Below are 18,654 nucleotides of genomic sequence, written 5' to 3'. Positions count from 1 at the left end.
ACGGAGCAGGGGGCCCGACCGTTTTTGTCGGAGGGCGAGGGCAGGATGGGGGCATGACTGTGACCGGACGCCTGGAAATCTTCGCGCTGGACGCACCTGACATTCAGCGGCTCGCGTCGTTCTATGCCGAGCTCACTGGTTGGGAGGTCGTCCGGGAGATCTCCGACTGGATCACGGTGCGCGCGGGGGACGGCCAGGAGATCGCGTTCCAGCTTGCCCCCGACCACGTCGCACCCCGGTGGCCCGGGCAGGCGCACCCGCAGCAGTTCCATCTCGACCTCCAGGTCGACGGGCACGAGGCGGCGGCTGAGCGCGCCATCGGTCTCGGCGCCACCCGGCTGGCCGACGGCCCGACCTGGATCACGCTGGCCGACCCGGCCGGCCACCCGTTCGACCTGTGCCAGAAGGACGGCGCCGGGCCGGCGATGGAGCTGTTCGCGGTGACGATCGACGCGCCCGACGCGTCCGCGCTGGCCCGCTTCTACGCCGATCTGCTGGGCATGAAGGTCACGTACGAGGGGCCCGAGGGCGCGCTCATCGCCGGTGACGGCAAGAACCTGATGTTCCAGCAGGTCGGCGAGTACAACCCGCCCCAGTGGCCGGACCCGGCGCACCCGCAGCAGGCGCACCTCGACATCCAGGTCGATGATCTCGATACCGGAGAGGCGCGGGTCCTGGAGCTGGGCGCGTCACGGCTGGACGTCGGTGGTGAACGGTTCCGCGTCTTCGCCGACCCGGCGGGGCATACGTTCTGCCTGACCCTATGAACATATCCGGGGTAATCATCGCGACTTGAGGTGGAGTTGGAAGATGATCCGGTCGACTTCTGGGCCGTCGTAGTCGGGCACGGGACCCATGACCGTGAAGCCCATCGCGGTGTGGAAAGCGATCGAACCGTGGTTCTGCGGTGAGGTGATCGCCCGGATACTCGTACGGTGCCCGGCCCTGGCAAGCTCGAAGAACCGCTGGTAGAGAAGTCGGCCCAGCCCACTGCCGCGAAGGCGCGGGTCAATGCCGACAAAGTGGATGTAGGCCGCGTCGGCCACCGAAGGGGACAGGAACCCGATGAGGAACCCCACCAGTTCCCCGTCCTCCTCAGCCACCATGCTGGTGCGATGGAAGTGGTCGAGGAACAGCCGCGGCAAAATCGACCGAATCGGCCGCCCCCACCAGTCATCAACCACGGCGACGATGCGATCGTAATCACCGGGGTCGGCCGGCCGCAGACGCAGGCTCTCACTCACCATCATCCACATGCTCCCTGCTCGTAGCACGGTCGCCTAAGTATGGTCAGTCCACTCGCCCAACACGACGTCTCCTTGGTGATGGCGCACTACGGCCGTCTCTCCGCAGGACGCAGGGGGATTTCCCGCGGGCCGGGTACGAGCGTGCAGTCGATCGCGCCCAGTTCGGCGACCTCCAGACGGACCCGGTCGCCGATCTCCAGCCACGGGTATTCCTCGGGACCGTGGCGGGCGGACAGGTCGGCGATGCAGCCGGTGCCGACCGTTCCGCTGCCGATGATGTCGCCAGGGCGGACCTCGGTGCCGCGGGAGGCGTACGCGATCATCTCGCCGAAGGACCAGTACAACTCCGTGAGGTTGCCGGCGGAGTAGGGGCGGCCGTTCACGGCGGCGCGCATGGCGAGGTCGGGGCCTGGATCACCGGGGCGGGTCGGCAGCTCGTCGGCGGTCACGAAGAACGGGCCGAAGCTGGTCGCCCAGTCCTTGCCTTTGACCGGGCCGAGCCCAACGCCGCGCTCGCGACGCTGCAGGTCCCGCGCGCTCCAGTCGCACATCAGTATGTATCCGGCGATGTACGACTCGGCGGCCCGCGGGTCGACGTCGCGGCCGGTCCGGCCGATCACAGCGGCCACCTCCAGCTCGAAGTCCAGTTGCCCGGCCCCTGGGGCGGCGGGGACGTCATCGGCGGGGCCCAGCGTGGCCGCCGGGTTGGTGAAGTAGAAGGCCGGGATCTCGTACCAGGTCGGGTCGACAGTGGCGCCGCGTGCCTCAAGGATCGGCTTCAGATGGTCTTCGAAGGCCATGAAGTCCCGGATCGACGGCGGCACCGGAATCGGCGCGAGCAGGCGGGCCTCCGGCAGGGAGAGGCGTTCCAGCGGGTCGGCGAGGGCGGCCCGGCCGGCCGTGCGCAGCGCGTCTCCGTCGTCGCCGAGCAGGTCGAGCAGCCGGTCGTGGGTGCGGCAGCCGTACAGCGTCCCGTCCCGCACCACGGCTATGTGCTCGCGCCCGTCTTTCGGGGAACGGTAGGCGGACCAGCGCATGAGCGTCTCCTCAGACAGGTGGGGTCGATGGGGCGGGGAGGCGGCGGGCGTGGCCGCCGAGCAGAGCCCGCGCGTTGCCGGTGCGGATCGCCGCGCGCTCGGCGTCGCTCAGCGCGGGGATCGCTTCGACCAGTTCGGCCGGGCGGTCCTCACCCATGTCGAACGGGTAGTCGGTGCCGGTGACGAGCCGGTCGCTCCCCACCACATCGATGAGATCGCGGGCCACCGCCGGCGAGTGGACCACCGAGTCGAACCATATTCTGCGCAGGTAGTGGCTCGGCGGGTGGGCCATCGTGCGGCTGTCGGGCCGTACGGCGTAGGCGTGCTCGCCTCGGCCCAGGTAATGAGGCAGGTAGCCGCCGCCGTGCGCGGCGCACACGCGCAGCCCGGGATGCCGGTCGAGCACCCCGGTGAAGATCAGGTGTGCCAGGGCGATCGTCGTCTCCAGGGGCTGCCCGACGATGTTGTTCAGGTAGGCCGGGGCGAGCCGCCCGGTCAGCTCGGGGCAGCCGAGCGGGTGGAGGAAGACCATCGCGTCGCATTCCTCCGCGGCGGTCCACAGCTCCGCCAACTCGGGTGCGGACAGGTCGCGCCCCCCTGCGTTGGTGGAGATCTGCACGCCCACCATGCCCAGCTCGCGCACGGCGTGGCGGAGCTGGGCGGCGGCCGGCCCCGGGTGCTGCAGGGCGACCGTGCCCAGCGCCAGCAGCCGGTCGGGACTGGCCGCGACCGTCGCGGCCAGGCTCTCGTTGATCTCCCGGACAATGGCGTCCGCCGTCTCGGGGTCGGCCCAGTAGTGGTACTGCCCGGGATTGATCGACACCAGTTGCACGGCGACCCCCGTCTCGTCCATCCGCGCGATCCGCGCGCCGAGATCGGTGAGCAGCCGGTCCTGCTCGGCGGCTATTGAACGCGTGTGGGCGGCGGTGGCCGGGTTCTGGTAGCGCGCGCGGACCGCGGCCTGGTGCGCCGCGTATCCGGGAGCGGCGGCGGCCAGGGCCTCGGCCGCCGGTACGCCCATGTGGGCGTGGACGTCGATCATGGGACCGGGAAGCCGGTCTCGGCGACCACCGGGGTGCGCTGGACGCCCAGGCCGGTGATCCGGCCCTCCATCACGTCCCCGGGGGCGAGAAAGCGGCCGTGGTGCACCCCGTTGCCGGCCGGTGACCCGGTGAGCAGCAGATCTCCGGGGAGCAGGTGCGCGTACCGGGAGGCGTGCTCGATCAGCCGACCCGGGTCGAAGATCATGTCGGCTGTGGACTCGTCCTGCATCACGACCCCGTTGAGCCGCAGCGTGATGGTCAGGGCCATCGGGTCGGGAACGAATCGGGCGGGGACGATCAGCGGGCCGACGGGGAGGAAGGTGGGCGCGCCCTTGCACGCCAGCCAGTCGGGGCCTCGCGAGCTGTCCCCGCTCGGGTACAGCCGGTCCCGCATGGTGATGTCGTTCACGATCGTGTATCCGGCGACGACGTCGAGCGCCGACTCGCGGGGGACGTACCGGGCGGGGCGGCCGATGACCACGGCGAGCTCCAGTTCCCAGTCGCACTGTTCGGTGATGTGCGGGATGACCACGTCGTCGTACGGGCCTGACACGCTCGACGGCAGACCCGCGAAGACGCTGGGCGTGCCGGAGGCCGCCCGCTGGTCCATCAGCCTGGTGGCGAAGGCCCGCCGTTCCTCCTCGGGCAGATCGCGGTGCTCCGGGCGCGGGGAGGCGATCATCAGATCGATGACGTGCTTGCGGTAGTTGGCCGCCGCCTGGAACACACCGCCCGGCCGCAGCGGCGCCAGGACTTCGGCGGCCCCGAGCGCGTTCTCCGGCGGTTCCGCTCCGCGGGCCCGGAGCTTGCCGCACCAGGTGCCGATGAGGTCCAGATGCGTGTCCCAGGCGGGCAGCAGCTCCTCAATCGAGGTGAGGCCGGAGTATTCGGGACCAAGCGCGGCCGTCAGCGGGTACGCGGCGCCGTCCAGGACGACTCCGACGAGCGGGCGGCCTTCGATCGCGAACCGGCCCAGAGCGAAGCCGTCGGCCGGGGTGTTGTCAAAGCGGACGGCGGGCAATCTTCGACTCCTCCGGATGGGGTCTTGGTTCACATCAGTGAGTGTCGACACTAATGCCTCTCTTCTCTGCTGGCCAGTGCGGGCGGTCACCAGGCGGCCCGCCGTCGCGCGCCAGGTCCTCCCATGCGGCGGCGTGCCGGGCCAGGAGGCCGCGGAAGCGGGCGAGGTCGTCCGGGGGGAAGGACGCGATCGAGCGCCGCTCCGCCTCACGCACTCTGCGCCGGGCGGTCTCGGCGAGCTCGCGCCCCGCGGCGGTGAGCGTGATGGGGCGTACGCGTACGGCGGTGGACGGCTCCGGGCGGTGCACCAGCCCGCGTCTTTCGAGCTCGTTGAGCGGGGCGGTGAGGGCTTGCCGGGTCACCAGGCAGTTGCGCGCCAGCTCGGCGGCGCTGGTCTCGCCGAGTTCGTAGAGCACTTCCAGGAGCATCGACAGCGTGCCGTTCAAGTCGAGGTCGGCCAGCGCGATGTTGATCGTCTCCGCGGTCGCGACCCTGACGCGATGGATCAGATACATGATCCTCTCGGTGGTCTCCCGGCCGCTTCCTGCGGCGAATGGCGACGTCTGAGCCAAGGTGGATCCCTTCTCGGCGGCCTTGCACCGTGATGCAACCATACGATCTGTCGACACTTATGCAAAGTAGTTGACGTCAAACGGTTGACATTCTTCCTGGATGCGGGCGATTGTTCCAAGGCACTGTCCCCCTCGAAAACGCTGGGAGGCGAAGATGTCCGAAAGCCCGATCACGGCATCCGTCCCTGTGACCGCGCCGCCACCCGAGTTCGCGCGGCGTCCCCTGCCGTCCGCCGCGCCGCCTCCGGCCGAGACACCGTCGATGGCCGCCTCGCGCTCACCGATCACCCACCTGCGCCACGTCGGCATCGCCGTGCCCGGCCTGCGTGCGGCAGCCGCGTTCTACGAGGGAATCTGGGGGCTGTACCGGGTCGCCGGCGGCCATGAGGACGGCGTCGTCTTCCTGGGCTCGGTGGGTTCCGCCGAGCCCTACATCGTCCGGCTGCGTCAGGCGGAGACCAAGCGGGTCGACGTCATCTCCTTCGGCGCGCGGGACGCCACCTCGGTCGACGCGCTCGCCGAGCGCCTCGGCCGGGCCGGCGTGCGGATCGCGCGCGAGCCGGGCTCGCTGGACACCCCCGGAGGTGGGTACGGTCTGCGGTTCTTCGACCTCGACGGCCGGCTCGTCGAGGTCTCCGCCGACGTGGCCCCCAAGCCCTTCCGCTCCCTCGAACCGGGCGAGCCGGTGCCGCGCCGGCTCAGCCACGTCGTCGTGAACAGCACCGACGTACACGCCACCAAAGCGTTCTACGAGACCTGGCTGGGCTTTCGGCTCTCCGACTGGCTCACCGAGCGGATGACGTTCCTGCGTTGCTCCACCGACCACCACAGCCTCGCCATCGCCCAGCGGACCAAGGTATCGCTCAACCACATCTCCTTCGAGATGCGCGGCGTGGACGAGTACCTGCGCGGCACGGGCCGCCTGATACGGCACGGCCACCGCCCGCTGTGGGGGCCAGGCAGGCACAGTGCCGGTGACAACACCTTCTCCTACTTCTCCGACCCGCACGGCAACGTGGTGGAGTACACCACCGAACTGGAGCAGATCCTCGACGAGGACGCCTGGACGCCCCGGGTCTGGCCCGGCTCCCCCGACTATTACGATCAGTGGGGCACGGCCGGCGGGCTTGAGGATCTGTACGCTCTCGACGCGGTGACCGACACCGACAGCGGGCTGTGGACCCCGGCGCCGCTATGAGCGCGCGGGCCCTGCCCCACTCGTCCGGACCGCCCCTGGACGAGCCGCGCACCGAGGAGCTCGCCTCCGGCGTGTACGCCTACATCCAGCCCGACGGCGGCTGGTTCGTGAACAACTGCGGGTTCCTCGTCACCCCCGACTCGGTGATCGTAATCGACTCGGCCGCGACCGAGGCGCGTACCCGCGGGCTGCGCTCCGCCGTCTCCGCCGTCACCGGCCTGCCCGTGTCGACGCTGGTCAACACGCACTGGCACACCGACCACACCAACGGCAACTACCAGTTCCGCGGCGCCACCATCGTCGCGCACGAACGGACCCGGGAGATGATGCTGAGGTATGCGCCGACCACGCCCGACCTCGACGGGCCGTTCCCGGCGGTGCCCTGGGGCGCGCTGGAGCCCGCCCCGCCGTTCCTCACCTATGGCCGGGGAGTCACCCTCTGGGCCGGCGATGTGCGGTGCGAGGTGCGCTGGGTCGGCACGCCGGCTCACACCACCGACGACTCGATCGTCTGGATCCCCGAGCACTCGGTGCTGTACGCCGGCGACCTCGCCTTCAACGGCGGCGCGCCGCTGGTCTCGGCCGGCTCGCTGGCCGGGTCCCTCAAGGTGCTCCGGGACCTGCGCGAACTGCGCCCGCGCACCGTCGTCCCCGGCCACGGCGACGTCTGCGGCCCGGAGGTCTTCGACCTGGTGATCGGCTACCTGGAGTTCGTCGGGGATCTGGCCGCGAGCGGGCACCGGGCCGGCCGCACCCCGCTGGAGGCGGCCCGGGACGCCGGAGCGCACCCGTTCGATCAACTCCTCGACGGGGAACGGCTGGTCGCGAACCTGCACCGGGCCTACGCCGAGATCGAGGGCGCGCCGCCCGGCGCGGAGATCGACCTGACCGCGACCAGGCGCGACATGATCGCCCTCAACGGGGGCCGCCCGCTGCGGTGCCACGCATGACCGGCGGACGACGCGTCCTGATCGTCGGCGCCGGCATCGGCGGCCTGTCCGCCGCCATCGCGCTCGGCCGCCGCGGCTGGACGGCCGAGGTGGCCGAGGTCAAGCAGGTCAACAGCACGGTCGGGGTGGGGCTGAACCATCCGGCCAACGCGTTGCGCGCCCTGCGGGCGCTCGGAGTCTACGACGAGGTGGCGGCCAGGGGCTATCGCTACCAGGGCATACGGCGCTATGCCGAGACCGGCGACCTGATGGCCGTCTTCGAGCCGGAGGACCCGCCGGACGTGCCCTTCCAGATCTCGATGACCCGCGCCGATCTGCACGACATCCTGACCGGCGCGGCCAGAGAAGCGGGCGCCCGGATCCGCCTCGGCGTCAGCTGGCGCTCGTTCGCCGAACACGGCGACGGGGTGCGGGTCACCTTCACCGACGGCACGACCGGAACGTACGACCTGATGGTCGCCGCCGACGGGATCCGCTCACCGATGCGCACCCACCTCTTCGGCGCCGGACACGACCCGACCGGCACGGGGTACGCCTGCTGGCGGATGGCGGTGCCGCGCCCGCCTGGAATGACCCACAGCGAGTACTGGAACGGCCCGGCCGCGAAGGCGACCGTGATCCATCTCAACCAGAACCTGATGTACCTCCTCGTCGTGGAGGGCGTCACCCCGGGATCGCCCCCCGTCCGTGACCACATGGCCGAGCGCCTGCACGCGCGCCTGGCCGGCTTCGGCGGCGTCATCGGCGACATCCGAGACTCCCTTGCCCCGTCCGCCGAGGCACGAGAGGACAGGTCCGGCGATATTCACTGGGCGCCACTGCAGGAGGTGGTTCTGCCCGCCCCGTGGTACCGGGGGCGGGTCGTGCTGATCGGCGACGCCGCCCATGCCGTGGCACCGCATCTGGCCCAGGGCGCGGGGATGGCCATGGAGGACGCGCTGGTGCTGGCCGACGAGCTCGGGCCGGCGCGGCCGGTGCCGGACGCGCTGGAGGCGTTCATGGCCCGGCGTCTGCCGAGGGTGCGGTTCGTCCAGGATCACGCCCACGCGATCCTGCTCAACGAGATGGAGGGCGATTCAGCCAGGAAGGCCGCCTTCGCGGCCGGGTTGGGCGCGCGCCAGGCCGAGATCACCCGGGTGCTGGCCGCCCCCGCCTAGCCGATTCGCATGGAGGAGATCAATGAAACGCTCGCTGGCCGTGGCGGTGTCGTCGTTCACGGCGCTGGAGAACGCCGGTCGGCTGGCCGAGGCGTGCGGGCTCGACCGGGTGTGGACCACCGAGTTGCGTGGGCGGGACGCCTTCGTCCGTGCTCTGCACGTTGCGGCGGTCACCGAGCGGATCGAGGTCGGCACCGGCATCGCGTACGCCTTCACCAGGCATCCCATGGCCATGGCGGCGGCCGCGATGGAGGGGTTCGCCGCGTGTTCGGGGCGATTGACCGTCGGCATCGGCGCGGGCACCGCCCACACCCGGGGCGAGTTCGGCCTCGACTTCGACCATCCGGCGCCGCGTCTCGGTGAGTACGCCGCGCTCATGCGCGCCGCCCTCGACGCAGACGGCGATCTGCGGTTCCACGGCCGCTTCTACGACGTCACGATGCCCGGATTCGCCTTCGGCCATCCTCGGCCGCTGCGTGCGGGCGTGAAAGTGTACGGCTCGGGCCTCAACCCCACCGCGTTGCGCGCCCTCGCGCGCACGTGCGACGGGATCGCCCTGCACCCCTTCGGGCACGTGCCCGGCTACCTCAATGGCGTCGTCCGGCCCACGATCGGGCGGGCCGCGGCCGACAGGGACGGCGAGCCCGAGATCGCCGCATGGCTGATCGCCTGCGCCTTGGACGACGCGCGAGAGGCGAGAGAACTGGCCAAGGCCCAGATCGCGTTGTACGCGGCACAGCCGGGCTTCGCGCCGTACTTCGAGCACACACCGTGGGCCGGCGCGGCGGAGCGGATCTGCTCATCAGCCTGGCCGGCCGACGGCGTCCCCTCCTGGCGCGCCATCGGCGCCGCGCTCGTCCCGGACGACATGCTCGACGGCTTGGCGATCGCCGGCGCTCCTGGCGACGTCGCACTGGGCATCGCCGGGAAGGAGGCCGAGCTGGCGCGTTCCGGCGTCTCTGAGATCACCCTGCAGATCCCCGGAATCGCGCTGGCACCCCAGGACGCCGAGGGGGTGCTGACCGGCCTGATCCACGCAGCCGCCCGGTGACCTACCTCGACAGGAACCACGGTTCGATCGCTTTCCACACCGCGATGGGCTTCACGGTCATGGGTCCCGTGCCCGACTATGACGGCCCAGAAGTCGACCGGATCGTCTTCCAGCTTCAGCTCGACTCGCAATGATGAACATCGGAGATGTCGTCCGCGTTCGAGTGATCCGCGTCCGCCTGGTTGTGGCTCTCTGCCAAGTCCAGCGCGTGGATCCCGCCGCCCGAGTCATGCACCAGCGTCACCTTGCCGGCAGGCGTCGGCGATGGCTTGGGGGTCCCAATAGAAGGGGCGACATTCGAGCATGCGTCCGTCCCTGACGGTGATCAGTTGCATGATCAAGGTGTCGATCTCCTGACCAGTGGAACGGGCCCGGAAGCGCACCCGGTTCCGGACAACCACGGTGTCCCCGTCACCCCAATGCTCCTGCTCCACGAACTCCATCGACTCCCACACCTCACTGAAACGGGCCAGAAACCGCTCCATGCCGTCATGGCCGCGCCATGTTCCAGCACCGGTGAAGGGCAGTCCGGGAGCCTGATGCAAGACCACCTCTGGATCCAGGTACGCGGCGACATGGCTATAGCTCGCCTTACCGAATCCGCCGGCGGCCACATACGCGGCCTCGGCGGCGTAGAACCTCTCCATTACCGCCCAGGCGTCGACCGGTGACTGCTCGTCTGCCCGCGATCCACCGACGTGATCCCCTGCCAAGTCTGTTGTGCTCATGGCGCTAGCATCACCGGCCAGGACAGGTCTCCGCTGGCGGCGATCAGACCTCTAACCGAACCACGCCTTCACCTTCTTGGCAGAGCCTCTCCAAGAGATGGCGCCGAAGCCCGCGCTCAGATCATGCTTCCCAGCGCTTGGCCCGGTTCCCGGTCGATCGCTGCGCGCAGAGCCGGGCTCGGCAATGACGACGTGGTTCGCACCGGCGTCGAGGTGTGCCACGACGTCGGTGGCTACGGCGGCGTCGTCGCCCTCCAGGACGAGTGCGTCGACGAGACGGTCGCTACCGGACTCGGTGAGGTCGGCGTCCGTGAGGCCGAGCCGTCGCAGGTTGTTGGTGTAGTTGGTCACTGCCCCGACAACCACACCTCTGATCCCAGCAGTTCTCTCGCGACTCCCATACGAACAGTTAGCATCTAAGTGTTCGTATGGGTGAGAGGTGGTAACGCTTGTGGCCGAGTACATCCCCCTGTCGTGGGAGGGCACTCCGAACGGCGCCACGCGAGCGGAACGTCAGCGCTGCGACTACAGAGCTTACGTCCCAGATCCCCTGCTGGGGCGTCCGCTGGCCCTGACGGGGCAGCGGGCAGCGGACGTCAGCGACGTCGAACGTCGGCTCATTGAGCTGAACTCCTCCGAACGCGCTCTGGTCAGCCTTGAAGCACTGGCCAGACTTCTCCTACGAGCCGAGGCGGTAGCGAGTTCCTTCATCGAAGGCCTGCAGATCAACGTGCGACGTCTGGCCAAAGCCGACGTGGCGGAACGTACAGGCATAGAGGCGCGCGACGACACGGCACACGCGGTCCTCGGAAATGTCCGGGCAATGGAATCAGCCCTCGAGCTCGCGAACGCACCCGCCGTACATGTTGACGACTTGCTGGAGCTCCACCGAAGGCTTCTCAACGGGACCCGGGACGCACGCTTCGGTGGGCTGATCAGAACTGAGCAGAACTGGGTCGGCGGAACCGGGATGTCACCCTGCAGTGCTGATTTCGTCCCTCCACCGCCGGACCGAGTGCACGCGCTCCTCGAGGACCTGTGCGCGTACGTGTCGGGGGACGAACATCCCGCTCTCGTCCAAGCGGCTATCGCGCACGCGCAGTTCGAAACGATCCACCCGTTCGTGGACGGCAACGGCCGCACTGGGCGGGCACTCATCCACTTGATCCTCCGGCGTAGGGGACTGGCATCCCGCTTCGTGCCGCCGATCAGTCTCATCCTGGCGTCACACGCGGATGCGTACATCTCCGCGCTTACCTCATACCGATATGAAGGAGCCGCCGACTCCCCGGAAGCCCAGGAGTCCATGGGTACGTGCGTCGATCGATTCACCGCGGACACCGCTCGCGCCATCATCGATACGGATCGCTTCGGCGCGGAACTTGATGCCCTGGAAATGGACTGGCGAAGGAAACTGGGGAGAGTCCGCGCGGGATCTTCCGTCGATCTGTTGCTGCGAGTGCTGCCCTCCGCTCCTGTGCTCACAGTGGCCACCGCCGCCGACCTGATCGGAAGATCCGGCCAGCGAGCCAACGACGCCGTCAATCAACTGGCAGCAGCAGGAGTACTCCGACAGATCACCATCGGCAGACGCAACCGCGCATTCGAGGCCCCCGACCTCATCAACGCCCTGACAGGGTTCGAGCGAGCACTCGCCAGCCCTCTGGGCGACACACGGCAGGCGCCGCCCGCGCGTCCAGTCCCCTATCGAACCCAGGGGTGAGGTTTCCTGCGGCCTGGACCCCCAGTCGCCGCCGATGGTGCGAAGCGGATCCGGAGCGTCGGCAGCGCGAACGCCTGGATACTCGTACGCTGCTCGGCCCTGGCAAGCACAAGGAACCGCTGGCAGAGACTGGCTAGTTTCTGACATCTAAAGATCATCAGACTTCCTGCGCAATAGGTGATAAATCTGATCAATATGACGATCGAACCACCGCAAATCATCAAGGAGCTCAGAGTCGCCGCCTACGCCGTCTGCATCGACCAGGGGAAGATCCTGCTCGCTCGATGGGTGGGGCCTGATGGACGGCTCTGGACACTCCCCGGCGGCGGCATCGATCACGCCGAGGACCCCCTGGATGCGGCGATCCGTGAGGTGGAAGAGGAGACCGGTTGCATCATCGCGGTCGAGAGCCTGCTGGGAATGGATACGATTCGTCGCCGCTACCCCCGAGGAGCCGGGCGTGAGGCCGATTTTCACGGACTTCGCATCATCTACGCAGCTCGAGTCATCGGCGGCACACTGAGGGACGAGATCGACGGCAGCACCGACCAAGCTGCCTGGCTAGACCTCGATCAAGTAACTGACCTCGACCGGGTCGACTTGATCGATGTTGCTCTTGAGCTTCACCGTGTCCGGCCGCCAGACGGCAGGGCGACAAACACGTTCAGTCCTCAAGGCCCGTAAGACACAAAGGCCAAAACACCCGCCCGAAATGCATGAGAGCTTGACAGCGAGACCGGCATATTAGAAGGTCGCGGACCGGCAAAGTCCGCTATTCACACTGGAAGTCTGAATGGCAGGGGGTACGGGGTGCTCCGCCCTTACGTCGTGCCCGCAACGCTGGACGAGCTCACCGGGCCGGTAAAGGGTGTTCTGACGTTGCCCAGGCATATCGACTGGGGACCGGAGCGTCAGCACGACCTGGACCTGATCGCCGATGCGCGACTGCTGTACATGCGAGTCATCCGGGAAAGCAGCACGCTTGACGACCTGCGCCGCTTCCTCAGCGCCTCGGTCCTGCGCAAGCTCTGGCCCGAATTGGTCCTGCCCCCACGCGTCCACCCCCTGTGGCTCGACCGCTTCCCCGAACTCGGCCTGGGAGTGAATGCCTGCCTCCAACAGCCGCAACCGTCGATCTCAACAGTTCTCTCTCGCCCATAGGAACAGTTAGCAGCTAAGTGTTCCTATGGGCGAGAGATTGTCACCCTTAAGTGATGACTTCGCTTCTCCAACGTCAGACAGGGTCTGCTCGACTCCTCGAGGACCTGGCGCTCCTGCATGGTCTAGCCGTGGCGAAGCGTGGGAGCGCGAGGGCTTGCCCTCGCTTGGGAGGGGCCGAAGGCCCCGGGGAGCACGCCGAGGCTCCTGGGCGCGAAGCGCCGATGGCGAGCCCTTGAGACCCGAGCCGCGGCCCGTGCGGCCAGCTTGGCGGCCCGCTTGGGATTGACCCGGCCGTCTTCCCGGCCCTGGCCGGCGGGCACGGGGGGCGCGGAAGACGCCTGGGCCAGCAGGGCCAGGCCGTGCCGCATCAGATAGTCGTGCAGTTCCGGATCGGTCGGCTCGGCGCCGAGCGTGAAGCGGGTGGCTCGCAGTTCGCCGTTCTCGATGAGCTCCAGCACGCCGACCCAGAAGGGCCCGTCGAGATAGACGGACAGCGTCACCATGGTTGCCCTCCAGCGGGTATGCCGAACGACGGCCTGACGAGGCCGCTGTCGGCACACCGGACATCCCTGGAAGGGCGGATACGAGAAGCGTCGCCCGGGCTACCGAACCGGGCCGCGTTTTCGTGTGCGTCACCAGACTAGCGCCCAACGCCGACTAGGATCCTGTGCCATGACCCAGCTTCCACTGCGGGCTCTGCTCGCGAGCGCCCTGGGCCGCAGTGCCGCCACGCTGTCGAGGATGACCGGGCGCGGCGACGGCTCGGTGATCGGCGGTCGGGTCGGCCTGATGCTCGAGCCCGATCTGCTCCGGCAGCTCGCCCGTGACCGCAGGCTGGCCTTGGTCAGCGCCACGAACGGCAAGACCACCACGACCCGGCTGATCACCTCGGCGTTGCTGGAGCTCGGCGAGGTGGCCACCAACGCGTTCGGCGCCAACATGCCCGCGGGCCACGTCTCGGCGCTCTCCCTGCACAAGGACGCCCCCTACGGTGTGCTGGAGGTCGACGAGAAATACCTGCCCGAGGTGCTCGACACCACCGGCGCCGGCGTCGTCTGCCTGATGAACCTCAGCCGCGACCAGATGGACCGCGCGGCCGAGATCTGGCTGCTCGCGCAGAAGTGGCGCAGAGCGCTGTCCGGCAAGCCGACGCACGTCATCGCCAACTGCGACGACCCGCTCGTCACCTGGGGCGCCTCGACCGCGGCCAAGGTGACCTGGGTCGCGGGTGGCCAGCGCTGGAAGGAAGACTCCTGGTGCTGCCCCGAGTGCGGTGGGCCGCTCGACCGAAAGGACGCCGACTGGGCGTGCCGGGAGTGCACGTTCCACCGGCCTGAGCCGCAGTGGGTTCTCGACGACGACGCGGTGATCGATCCGCGCGGGCAGCGGTGGCTGCTGGACATCCAGCTACCCGGCCTGGCCAACCGGTCCAACGCCGCGATGGCGCTGGCGGTGGGCGAGGCGTTCGGGCTGCCGGTCGAGCGGGCGCTGCCCCGGCTGCGCGAGGTCACCTCGGTCGCGGGCCGCTACACCACGGTCGAGCGGAACGGCCGCCACGCGCGGCTGCTGCTGGCCAAGAACCCGGCTGGCTGGCTGGAGGCGTTCGACGTCTCCGATCCGCAGCAGCCGATCATCCTCTCGGTCAACGCGCAGGGGCCCGACGGGCGTGACACGTCCTGGCTGTGGGACGTCGACTACCGCATCCTGCGTGGCCGCCCGGTGTTCGTCACCGGGCAGCGGCGGCTGGACCTGGCGCTCCGGCTCGACGTGGCCGACGTGCCGTTCTCGCTCTGTGCCACGTTCACCGAGGCGCTGGCCATGCAGCCGCCGGGTCGCGTCGACGTGATCGCCAACTACACCGCCTTCCAGCAGATCCGATCGGAGTTCGGTCGTGCCGTCTGACAGCGCCCTTCGCATTGTCTGGATCTATCCCGACCTGCTGAGCACGTACGGCGACCAGGGCAACGTGCTCGTCCTGGAGCAGCGGGCTCAGCGCAGGGGCATCGAGACCGAGACCGTCTACGTGCGGTCGGCCGACCCGGTGCCGGAGACCGGCGACATCTACCTCATCGGCGGCGGTGAGGACCGCCCGCAGATCCTCGCGGCGGCGCGGCTGCGCAAGGACGGCGGGCTGCACCGCGCCATCGCGCGGGGTGCGGCGATGCTCGCGGTCTGCGCGGGCTACCAGATCATGGGCAGTACGTTCGGCGGCGAGGAGGGCCAGCCGGTCGACGGCATCGGCCTGCTCGACATCGCCAGCTCCCGCGGCCCCCAGCGGGCGGTCGGCGAACTGGTGGCCGAGGTGGACGCCGAGCTGGGGCTGCCGACGCTGACCGGCTTCGAGAACCACATGGGCGTCACCCGCCTCGGCCCGGGCGTCAAGGCGCTCTCCCGGACGACCGTGGGGGTCGGCAACGGGGACGGGTTCGAGGGGTGTTACGCGGGGCACGTCGTCGGGACCTACCTGCACGGGCCCGCGCTGGCCCGCAACCCGGCGCTCGCCGACCTGCTGCTGTCGTGGCGCGCGGGCGACCTGGCCCCGCTCGACGACACCCGCTATGAGCAGCTCCGACAGGAGCGCCTGGCCGCCGTTCGGGCCAACTGATCCACGTTACGGCACAGCCCGGCAGGCCCCAGTCGCCGACCATGGCCGGGCGCCTCCAGGGACACGGCCGCTGATCCCGCACAGGGCCGGGCGCCGTCACGAGGTGTCCTCGGCCGCCCGCGTGGTCAGCGCGCCGGCCTTGGCGTGCAGGTAGCGCTGCTGCTGGAGGCTGCTCGTTCGCCGCGCGGCCGCCTCGTACGCCGCACGGGCCGCCCGGTGGTCCCCGGACCTCTCAAGCAGGTGCGCCCGGACCGCGTGCAGGCGGTGGTCCTCGGCTATCCGGGCGTCCTTCTCCAGCTCTTCGAGCAGGGCGAGACCCGCTGCCGGGCCGTCGACCATGGCGACCGCCACGGTGTGGTTGAGCGTGACCACCGGGTTGTCGGAGAGCCGCATCAGGAGCTCGTACAGGGCCTTTATCTGCGGCCAGTCGGTCGCCGCCGCGGTGGGGGCCTCGTCGTGCAGGGCGGCGATCGCCGCCTGGAGCTGGTAGGGGCCGGTCGGGCCGCGGGGGAGGGCGCTGGTGATGAGGGCGAGGCCTTCGGTGATGTAGGACGTGTTCCAGAGGGTTCGGTCTTGTTCGGCCATGGGGATCAGGGAGCCGTCCGGGCCCGTACGCGCCGGTCTGCGGGCGTCGGTGAGGAGCATGAGCGACAGAAGGCCCGCCACCTCGGCGTCGTCCGGCAGCAGGCGGTCGACCAGGCGGGTCAGGCGGATCGCCTCGGTGGTCAGCTCGGTGCGCTGGAGGGCCGGGCCGGAGGTGCTGGCGTAGCCCTCGTTGAAGATCAGGTAGAGGACGTGCAGGACCGCGGCGAGCCGTTCGGCGCGATCCTCGCCGGAGGGCATGCCGAAGGGGAGGCCGCTGTCCTTGATGCGGTGTTTGGCCCGGGTGATGCGCCGGGTCATGGTCGCCTCCGGGACCAGGAACGCCCTGGCGATCTCCGCGGTCGTCAGGCCGCCGACGGCCCGCAGGGTGAGCGCGATCTGCGACGCGGGCGGCAGCGACGGGTGGCAGCACAGGAACAGCAGGATGAGCGTGTCGTCGGACTCCGCCGCCGGCCGGTCCGCGGCGGGCGCCAGCCACTGGTCGGGCAGGGTCCAGCGTGCGACGGTGTCCTCGCGCTGCCGGCGGGCCTGCTCGCTGCGCAGCAGGTCGGTCAGCCGGCGCGCGGCGACCGTGATCAGCCAGCCGCGCGGGTTGTCCGGAAGGCCCTCTTCAGGCCACTGCAGGGCGGCCGCGAGCAGCGCCTCCTGCGTCGCGTCCTCGGCCGTGGCGAAGTGCCCGTAACGCCGTACCAGCGCGCCGAGAACCTGCGGCGCCAGCCCGCGCAGCAGGTCCTCGACCTCGCCGCCGGTCACAGCTCCTCGAAGCTCCCGGCGATCGGCCGCACGTCCACGTGCCATTCGTGGGTCAGGGTCGCGTTCGCGGGGTGGGGAGTGCCGGCCAGCCGCGCGGCGATCTCGGTCGCCCGGTCGAAGCTCGCGCACTCGACGATCGTGTAACCGGCCAGGACCTCCTGCGTTTCGGAGTAGGGGCCGTCGGTCACGACCGGCACCCCGTCCTTCAGCTGGACCCTCCTGGCGTGCACGGGCGCGGTCAGGCCCTGCGCGTCCACGAACTCCCCGGACTCGACCAGGGCGTTGTTCCACGACTCCATGAAGGCGTGCATCGCCGCGACGTCCTCCCCGGACCAGGCCGGGTTGTCGGGCTTTCCGGCAAGGTCGTCGTAGTCGCGCTGGGTACCGAACATCATGATCATGTACTTCACGATTTCTCCTCCCGGTCGGCACCACCGCGGTGCCTCACATCAGAGACGTCGGAACCGACGGACCGCTCCGGACACAGGCCCCGGTGTCTAGTACACGAGAGCCTGGGCGCCCTCCGCCACGGCCTCCTCGACGAAGGTGGAGGCGCCGGCGATGCGGATGCCGGAGATGAGGTCGTCGGCCGTGATCTCGCGCCGGGCCGCGCACTGGGTGCAGACCGTCACCCGGCCGCCCGCCAGAACGGCGTCCAGCAGGTCCGTGAGCGGAGCGGCGTGGGCCAGGTTGAACTCCTTGGCCCTCCCCGGCAGCCCGAACCATGAGGACTCCCCGGTCAGCCAGAGAGAGACCGGAACACCGCTCGCCAGCGCGGCGGCCGCGACCGTGAACGCCTGGTTGCAGCGCTCAGGGGCGTCGGCCCCGGCGGTCACCTTGATCACCAGTGATCGTGCCATGTTCGTCACCCTAGCCCCCCTTCCCGCCGGACGCCTTCGGGCGGGGCGGCCAGGTCCGTGGGCCAGTAGAGTTTGATGCCATGGAAGATGCTGATGTCCAGGTGCCGGTGCATCCCGCTCTGGAGCCGATCGCGTTCCTGATCGGCCGCTGGGAGGGCGCCGGTGTCGGGGGTTATCCGACGATCGAGAGCTTCAACTTCGGTCAGGAGATCGAGTTCGGCCACAACGGCAAGCCGTTCCTGTCGTACGTGAGCCGCACCTGGCTGCTCGACGACGACGGCAACCGGGTCAGACCCCTCGCCACCGAGTCCGGCTACTGGCGGCCGCAGCCCGACCGGCAGATCGAGGTGCTGCTGGCGCATCCGACCGGCATCGTGGAGATCTACATCGGCGAGGTCGTCTTCCACAAGATCGAGCTGCGCACCGACGTGGTGGCGCGGACCGCCTCGGCCAAGGAATACACCGCGGCCACCCGCCTGTACGGGCTGGTCAAGGGCAACCTCATGTGGGCCTACGACATGGCCGCGGTCGGGCACCCGCTCACATCGCACATGTCGGCGGAGCTCAAGAAGGTAGCTTGATCCGTATGAGCACCCCTTTCACCGCTGAGGCGGTCGAGGCGATCAAGCGGCACATGAACGACGACCATGCGGGCGACTCGCTGATCATCGTGCGGGGGCTGGGCGGGCGGCCCGACGCGACGACCGCGCTCACCAGCGGGGTCGACGGCGAGGCGATCGAGTTCACGATCGACGGCGGCGAGCGGGTCAGGGTGTCGTGGGGGGAGACGCTGACCGAGCGCCCGCAGGTGCGGATGGCGGTCGTCCGCCTCTATCGCGAAGCCTGCGACAAACTCGGCATCCCGGCCCGCGGCGAGCATTGACCGGCGAGCACTGACAAGAGGGCATGAAGAAGGGCCCCAGGCGGCGTTCCACTCGTGATTGAG

General features: G+C 69.5%; 24 protein-coding genes. 13 read left to right on the top strand and 11 right to left on the bottom strand.

Annotation, left to right across the window (positions count from 1 at the left end):
* Nucleotides 1-53 precede the first annotated feature (53 nt).
* Nucleotides 54-767, top strand: coding sequence for a VOC family protein (locus AB0F17_RS25015; protein WP_358026902.1), 714 nt, complete (start codon nucleotides 54-56; stop codon nucleotides 765-767).
* 15 nt (nucleotides 768-782) lie between these two features.
* On the opposite strand, the gene AB0F17_RS25010 is transcribed toward AB0F17_RS25015, so the two are convergent.
* From AB0F17_RS25010 to AB0F17_RS24990, 5 genes are all read right to left on the bottom strand, one after another.
* The gene (locus tag AB0F17_RS25010; RefSeq protein WP_358026899.1) at nucleotides 783-1,250 is read right to left on the bottom strand and encodes a GNAT family N-acetyltransferase; all 468 of its coding nucleotides are present in this window, start codon (nucleotides 1,248-1,250) and stop codon (nucleotides 783-785) included.
* An 83-nt stretch (nucleotides 1,251-1,333) separates the two neighbouring features.
* Nucleotides 1,334-2,284 carry a fumarylacetoacetate hydrolase family protein gene (locus tag AB0F17_RS25005; protein WP_358026898.1) on the bottom strand — a complete coding sequence of 317 codons (951 nt, stop codon included), beginning with the start codon at nucleotides 2,282-2,284 and terminating at the stop codon, nucleotides 1,334-1,336.
* A 10-nt stretch (nucleotides 2,285-2,294) separates the two neighbouring features.
* Nucleotides 2,295-3,326, bottom strand: a complete 1,032-nt coding sequence (locus AB0F17_RS25000) for an amidohydrolase family protein (RefSeq protein ID WP_358026895.1) — start codon at nucleotides 3,324-3,326, stop codon at nucleotides 2,295-2,297.
* Entirely contained in the window at nucleotides 3,323-4,348 is a 1,026-nt protein-coding gene (locus tag AB0F17_RS24995; RefSeq protein WP_358026892.1) for a fumarylacetoacetate hydrolase family protein, read from the bottom strand. Before AB0F17_RS24995 ends, AB0F17_RS25000 begins: the two co-directional genes overlap by 4 nt.
* A gap of 34 nt (nucleotides 4,349-4,382) precedes the next feature.
* Entirely contained in the window at nucleotides 4,383-4,862 is a 480-nt protein-coding gene (locus AB0F17_RS24990; RefSeq protein ID WP_358026889.1) for a MarR family transcriptional regulator, read from the bottom strand.
* Nucleotides 4,863-5,073: 211 nt separating this feature from the next.
* Between AB0F17_RS24990 and AB0F17_RS24985 the strand changes: the two genes are divergently transcribed.
* From AB0F17_RS24985 to AB0F17_RS24965, 5 genes are read left to right on the top strand one after another with little or no spacing between them, the layout of a single operon-like run.
* Nucleotides 5,074-6,117, top strand: a complete 1,044-nt coding sequence (locus AB0F17_RS24985) for a VOC family protein (protein ID WP_358026887.1) — start codon at nucleotides 5,074-5,076, stop codon at nucleotides 6,115-6,117.
* A complete protein-coding gene (locus AB0F17_RS24980; RefSeq protein WP_358026884.1) occupies nucleotides 6,114-7,067 on the top strand; it encodes an MBL fold metallo-hydrolase in 954 nt (317 codons plus the stop codon). Before AB0F17_RS24985 ends, AB0F17_RS24980 begins: the two co-directional genes overlap by 4 nt.
* Nucleotides 7,064-8,224 carry an FAD-dependent monooxygenase gene (locus tag AB0F17_RS24975; protein WP_358026882.1) on the top strand — a complete coding sequence of 387 codons (1,161 nt, stop codon included), beginning with the start codon at nucleotides 7,064-7,066 and terminating at the stop codon, nucleotides 8,222-8,224. Before AB0F17_RS24980 ends, AB0F17_RS24975 begins: the two co-directional genes overlap by 4 nt.
* Nucleotides 8,225-8,246: 22 nt before the next feature.
* Nucleotides 8,247-9,275, top strand: a complete 1,029-nt coding sequence (locus AB0F17_RS24970) for an LLM class flavin-dependent oxidoreductase (RefSeq protein WP_358026879.1) — start codon at nucleotides 8,247-8,249, stop codon at nucleotides 9,273-9,275.
* Nucleotides 9,272-9,409, top strand: a complete 138-nt coding sequence (locus tag AB0F17_RS24965; RefSeq protein WP_358026876.1) for a hypothetical protein — start codon at nucleotides 9,272-9,274, stop codon at nucleotides 9,407-9,409. Before AB0F17_RS24970 ends, AB0F17_RS24965 begins: the two co-directional genes overlap by 4 nt.
* Before the next feature lie 93 nt (nucleotides 9,410-9,502).
* Here AB0F17_RS24965 and AB0F17_RS24960 read toward each other — a convergent pair whose 3' ends face one another.
* Both AB0F17_RS24960 and AB0F17_RS24955 read right to left on the bottom strand, forming a co-directional pair.
* Entirely contained in the window at nucleotides 9,503-10,003 is a 501-nt protein-coding gene (locus AB0F17_RS24960) for a nuclear transport factor 2 family protein (RefSeq protein ID WP_358026873.1), read from the bottom strand.
* A 51-nt stretch (nucleotides 10,004-10,054) separates the two neighbouring features.
* Entirely contained in the window at nucleotides 10,055-10,354 is a 300-nt protein-coding gene (locus tag AB0F17_RS24955) for a hypothetical protein (protein ID WP_358026870.1), read from the bottom strand.
* Between the two features lie 100 nt (nucleotides 10,355-10,454).
* On the opposite strand from AB0F17_RS24955, the gene AB0F17_RS24950 reads away from it, so the two are divergent.
* The 3 genes from AB0F17_RS24950 (at nucleotide 10,455) to AB0F17_RS24940 (ending at nucleotide 12,887) form a co-directional block, all read left to right on the top strand.
* A complete protein-coding gene (locus AB0F17_RS24950; RefSeq protein ID WP_358026867.1) occupies nucleotides 10,455-11,726 on the top strand; it encodes a Fic family protein in 1,272 nt (423 codons plus the stop codon).
* Between the two features lie 195 nt (nucleotides 11,727-11,921).
* On the top strand, nucleotides 11,922-12,410 hold the full coding sequence (locus AB0F17_RS24945; RefSeq protein WP_358026864.1) for an NUDIX hydrolase: 489 nt from the start codon (nucleotides 11,922-11,924) through the stop codon (nucleotides 12,408-12,410).
* Nucleotides 12,411-12,554: 144 nt separating this feature from the next.
* On the top strand, nucleotides 12,555-12,887 hold the full coding sequence (locus AB0F17_RS24940) for a hypothetical protein (protein ID WP_358026862.1): 333 nt from the start codon (nucleotides 12,555-12,557) through the stop codon (nucleotides 12,885-12,887).
* A 122-nt stretch (nucleotides 12,888-13,009) separates the two neighbouring features.
* On the opposite strand, the gene AB0F17_RS24935 is transcribed toward AB0F17_RS24940, so the two are convergent.
* Nucleotides 13,010-13,390, bottom strand: coding sequence for a YjdF family protein (locus AB0F17_RS24935; protein WP_358026859.1), 381 nt, complete (start codon nucleotides 13,388-13,390; stop codon nucleotides 13,010-13,012).
* A 169-nt stretch (nucleotides 13,391-13,559) separates the two neighbouring features.
* Between AB0F17_RS24935 and AB0F17_RS24930 the strand changes: the two genes are divergently transcribed.
* Nucleotides 13,560-14,789: a MurT ligase domain-containing protein gene (locus AB0F17_RS24930; protein WP_358026856.1), complete on the top strand. Its 1,230-nt coding sequence runs from the start codon at nucleotides 13,560-13,562 to the stop codon at nucleotides 14,787-14,789.
* The gene (locus AB0F17_RS24925) at nucleotides 14,779-15,492 is read left to right on the top strand and encodes a glutamine amidotransferase (RefSeq protein ID WP_358026853.1); all 714 of its coding nucleotides are present in this window, start codon (nucleotides 14,779-14,781) and stop codon (nucleotides 15,490-15,492) included. The genes AB0F17_RS24930 and AB0F17_RS24925 overlap by 11 nt, the downstream gene beginning before the upstream one ends.
* Before the next feature lie 96 nt (nucleotides 15,493-15,588).
* Here the strand turns inward: AB0F17_RS24925 and AB0F17_RS24920 are convergent, their stop codons facing one another.
* From AB0F17_RS24920 to AB0F17_RS24910, 3 genes are all read right to left on the bottom strand, one after another.
* The gene (locus tag AB0F17_RS24920; protein WP_358026850.1) at nucleotides 15,589-16,848 is read right to left on the bottom strand and encodes a sigma-70 family RNA polymerase sigma factor; all 1,260 of its coding nucleotides are present in this window, start codon (nucleotides 16,846-16,848) and stop codon (nucleotides 15,589-15,591) included.
* On the bottom strand, nucleotides 16,845-17,249 hold the full coding sequence (locus AB0F17_RS24915; RefSeq protein ID WP_358027070.1) for a YciI family protein: 405 nt from the start codon (nucleotides 17,247-17,249) through the stop codon (nucleotides 16,845-16,847). Before AB0F17_RS24915 ends, AB0F17_RS24920 begins: the two co-directional genes overlap by 4 nt.
* Before the next feature lie 96 nt (nucleotides 17,250-17,345).
* A complete protein-coding gene (locus tag AB0F17_RS24910; RefSeq protein WP_219534684.1) occupies nucleotides 17,346-17,708 on the bottom strand; it encodes a DsrE family protein in 363 nt (120 codons plus the stop codon).
* A gap of 80 nt (nucleotides 17,709-17,788) precedes the next feature.
* Here AB0F17_RS24910 and AB0F17_RS24905 point away from each other — a divergent pair, with 80 nt between their 5' ends.
* Both AB0F17_RS24905 and AB0F17_RS24900 read left to right on the top strand, forming a co-directional pair.
* Nucleotides 17,789-18,289, top strand: coding sequence for an FABP family protein (locus tag AB0F17_RS24905; RefSeq protein WP_358026847.1), 501 nt, complete (start codon nucleotides 17,789-17,791; stop codon nucleotides 18,287-18,289).
* Between the two features lie 5 nt (nucleotides 18,290-18,294).
* The gene (locus tag AB0F17_RS24900) at nucleotides 18,295-18,591 is read left to right on the top strand and encodes a DUF2470 domain-containing protein (protein ID WP_358026844.1); all 297 of its coding nucleotides are present in this window, start codon (nucleotides 18,295-18,297) and stop codon (nucleotides 18,589-18,591) included.
* Nucleotides 18,592-18,654: the final 63 nt, after the last annotated feature.

Origin of the sequence: Nonomuraea sp. NPDC026600, assembly GCF_040638335.1 — a bacterium.
Taxonomy (GTDB): domain Bacteria; phylum Actinomycetota; class Actinomycetes; order Streptosporangiales; family Streptosporangiaceae; genus Nonomuraea.
The sequence above is the reverse complement of the archived record's forward strand: the minus strand, read 5'-3'. Positions and strand labels throughout refer to the sequence as shown.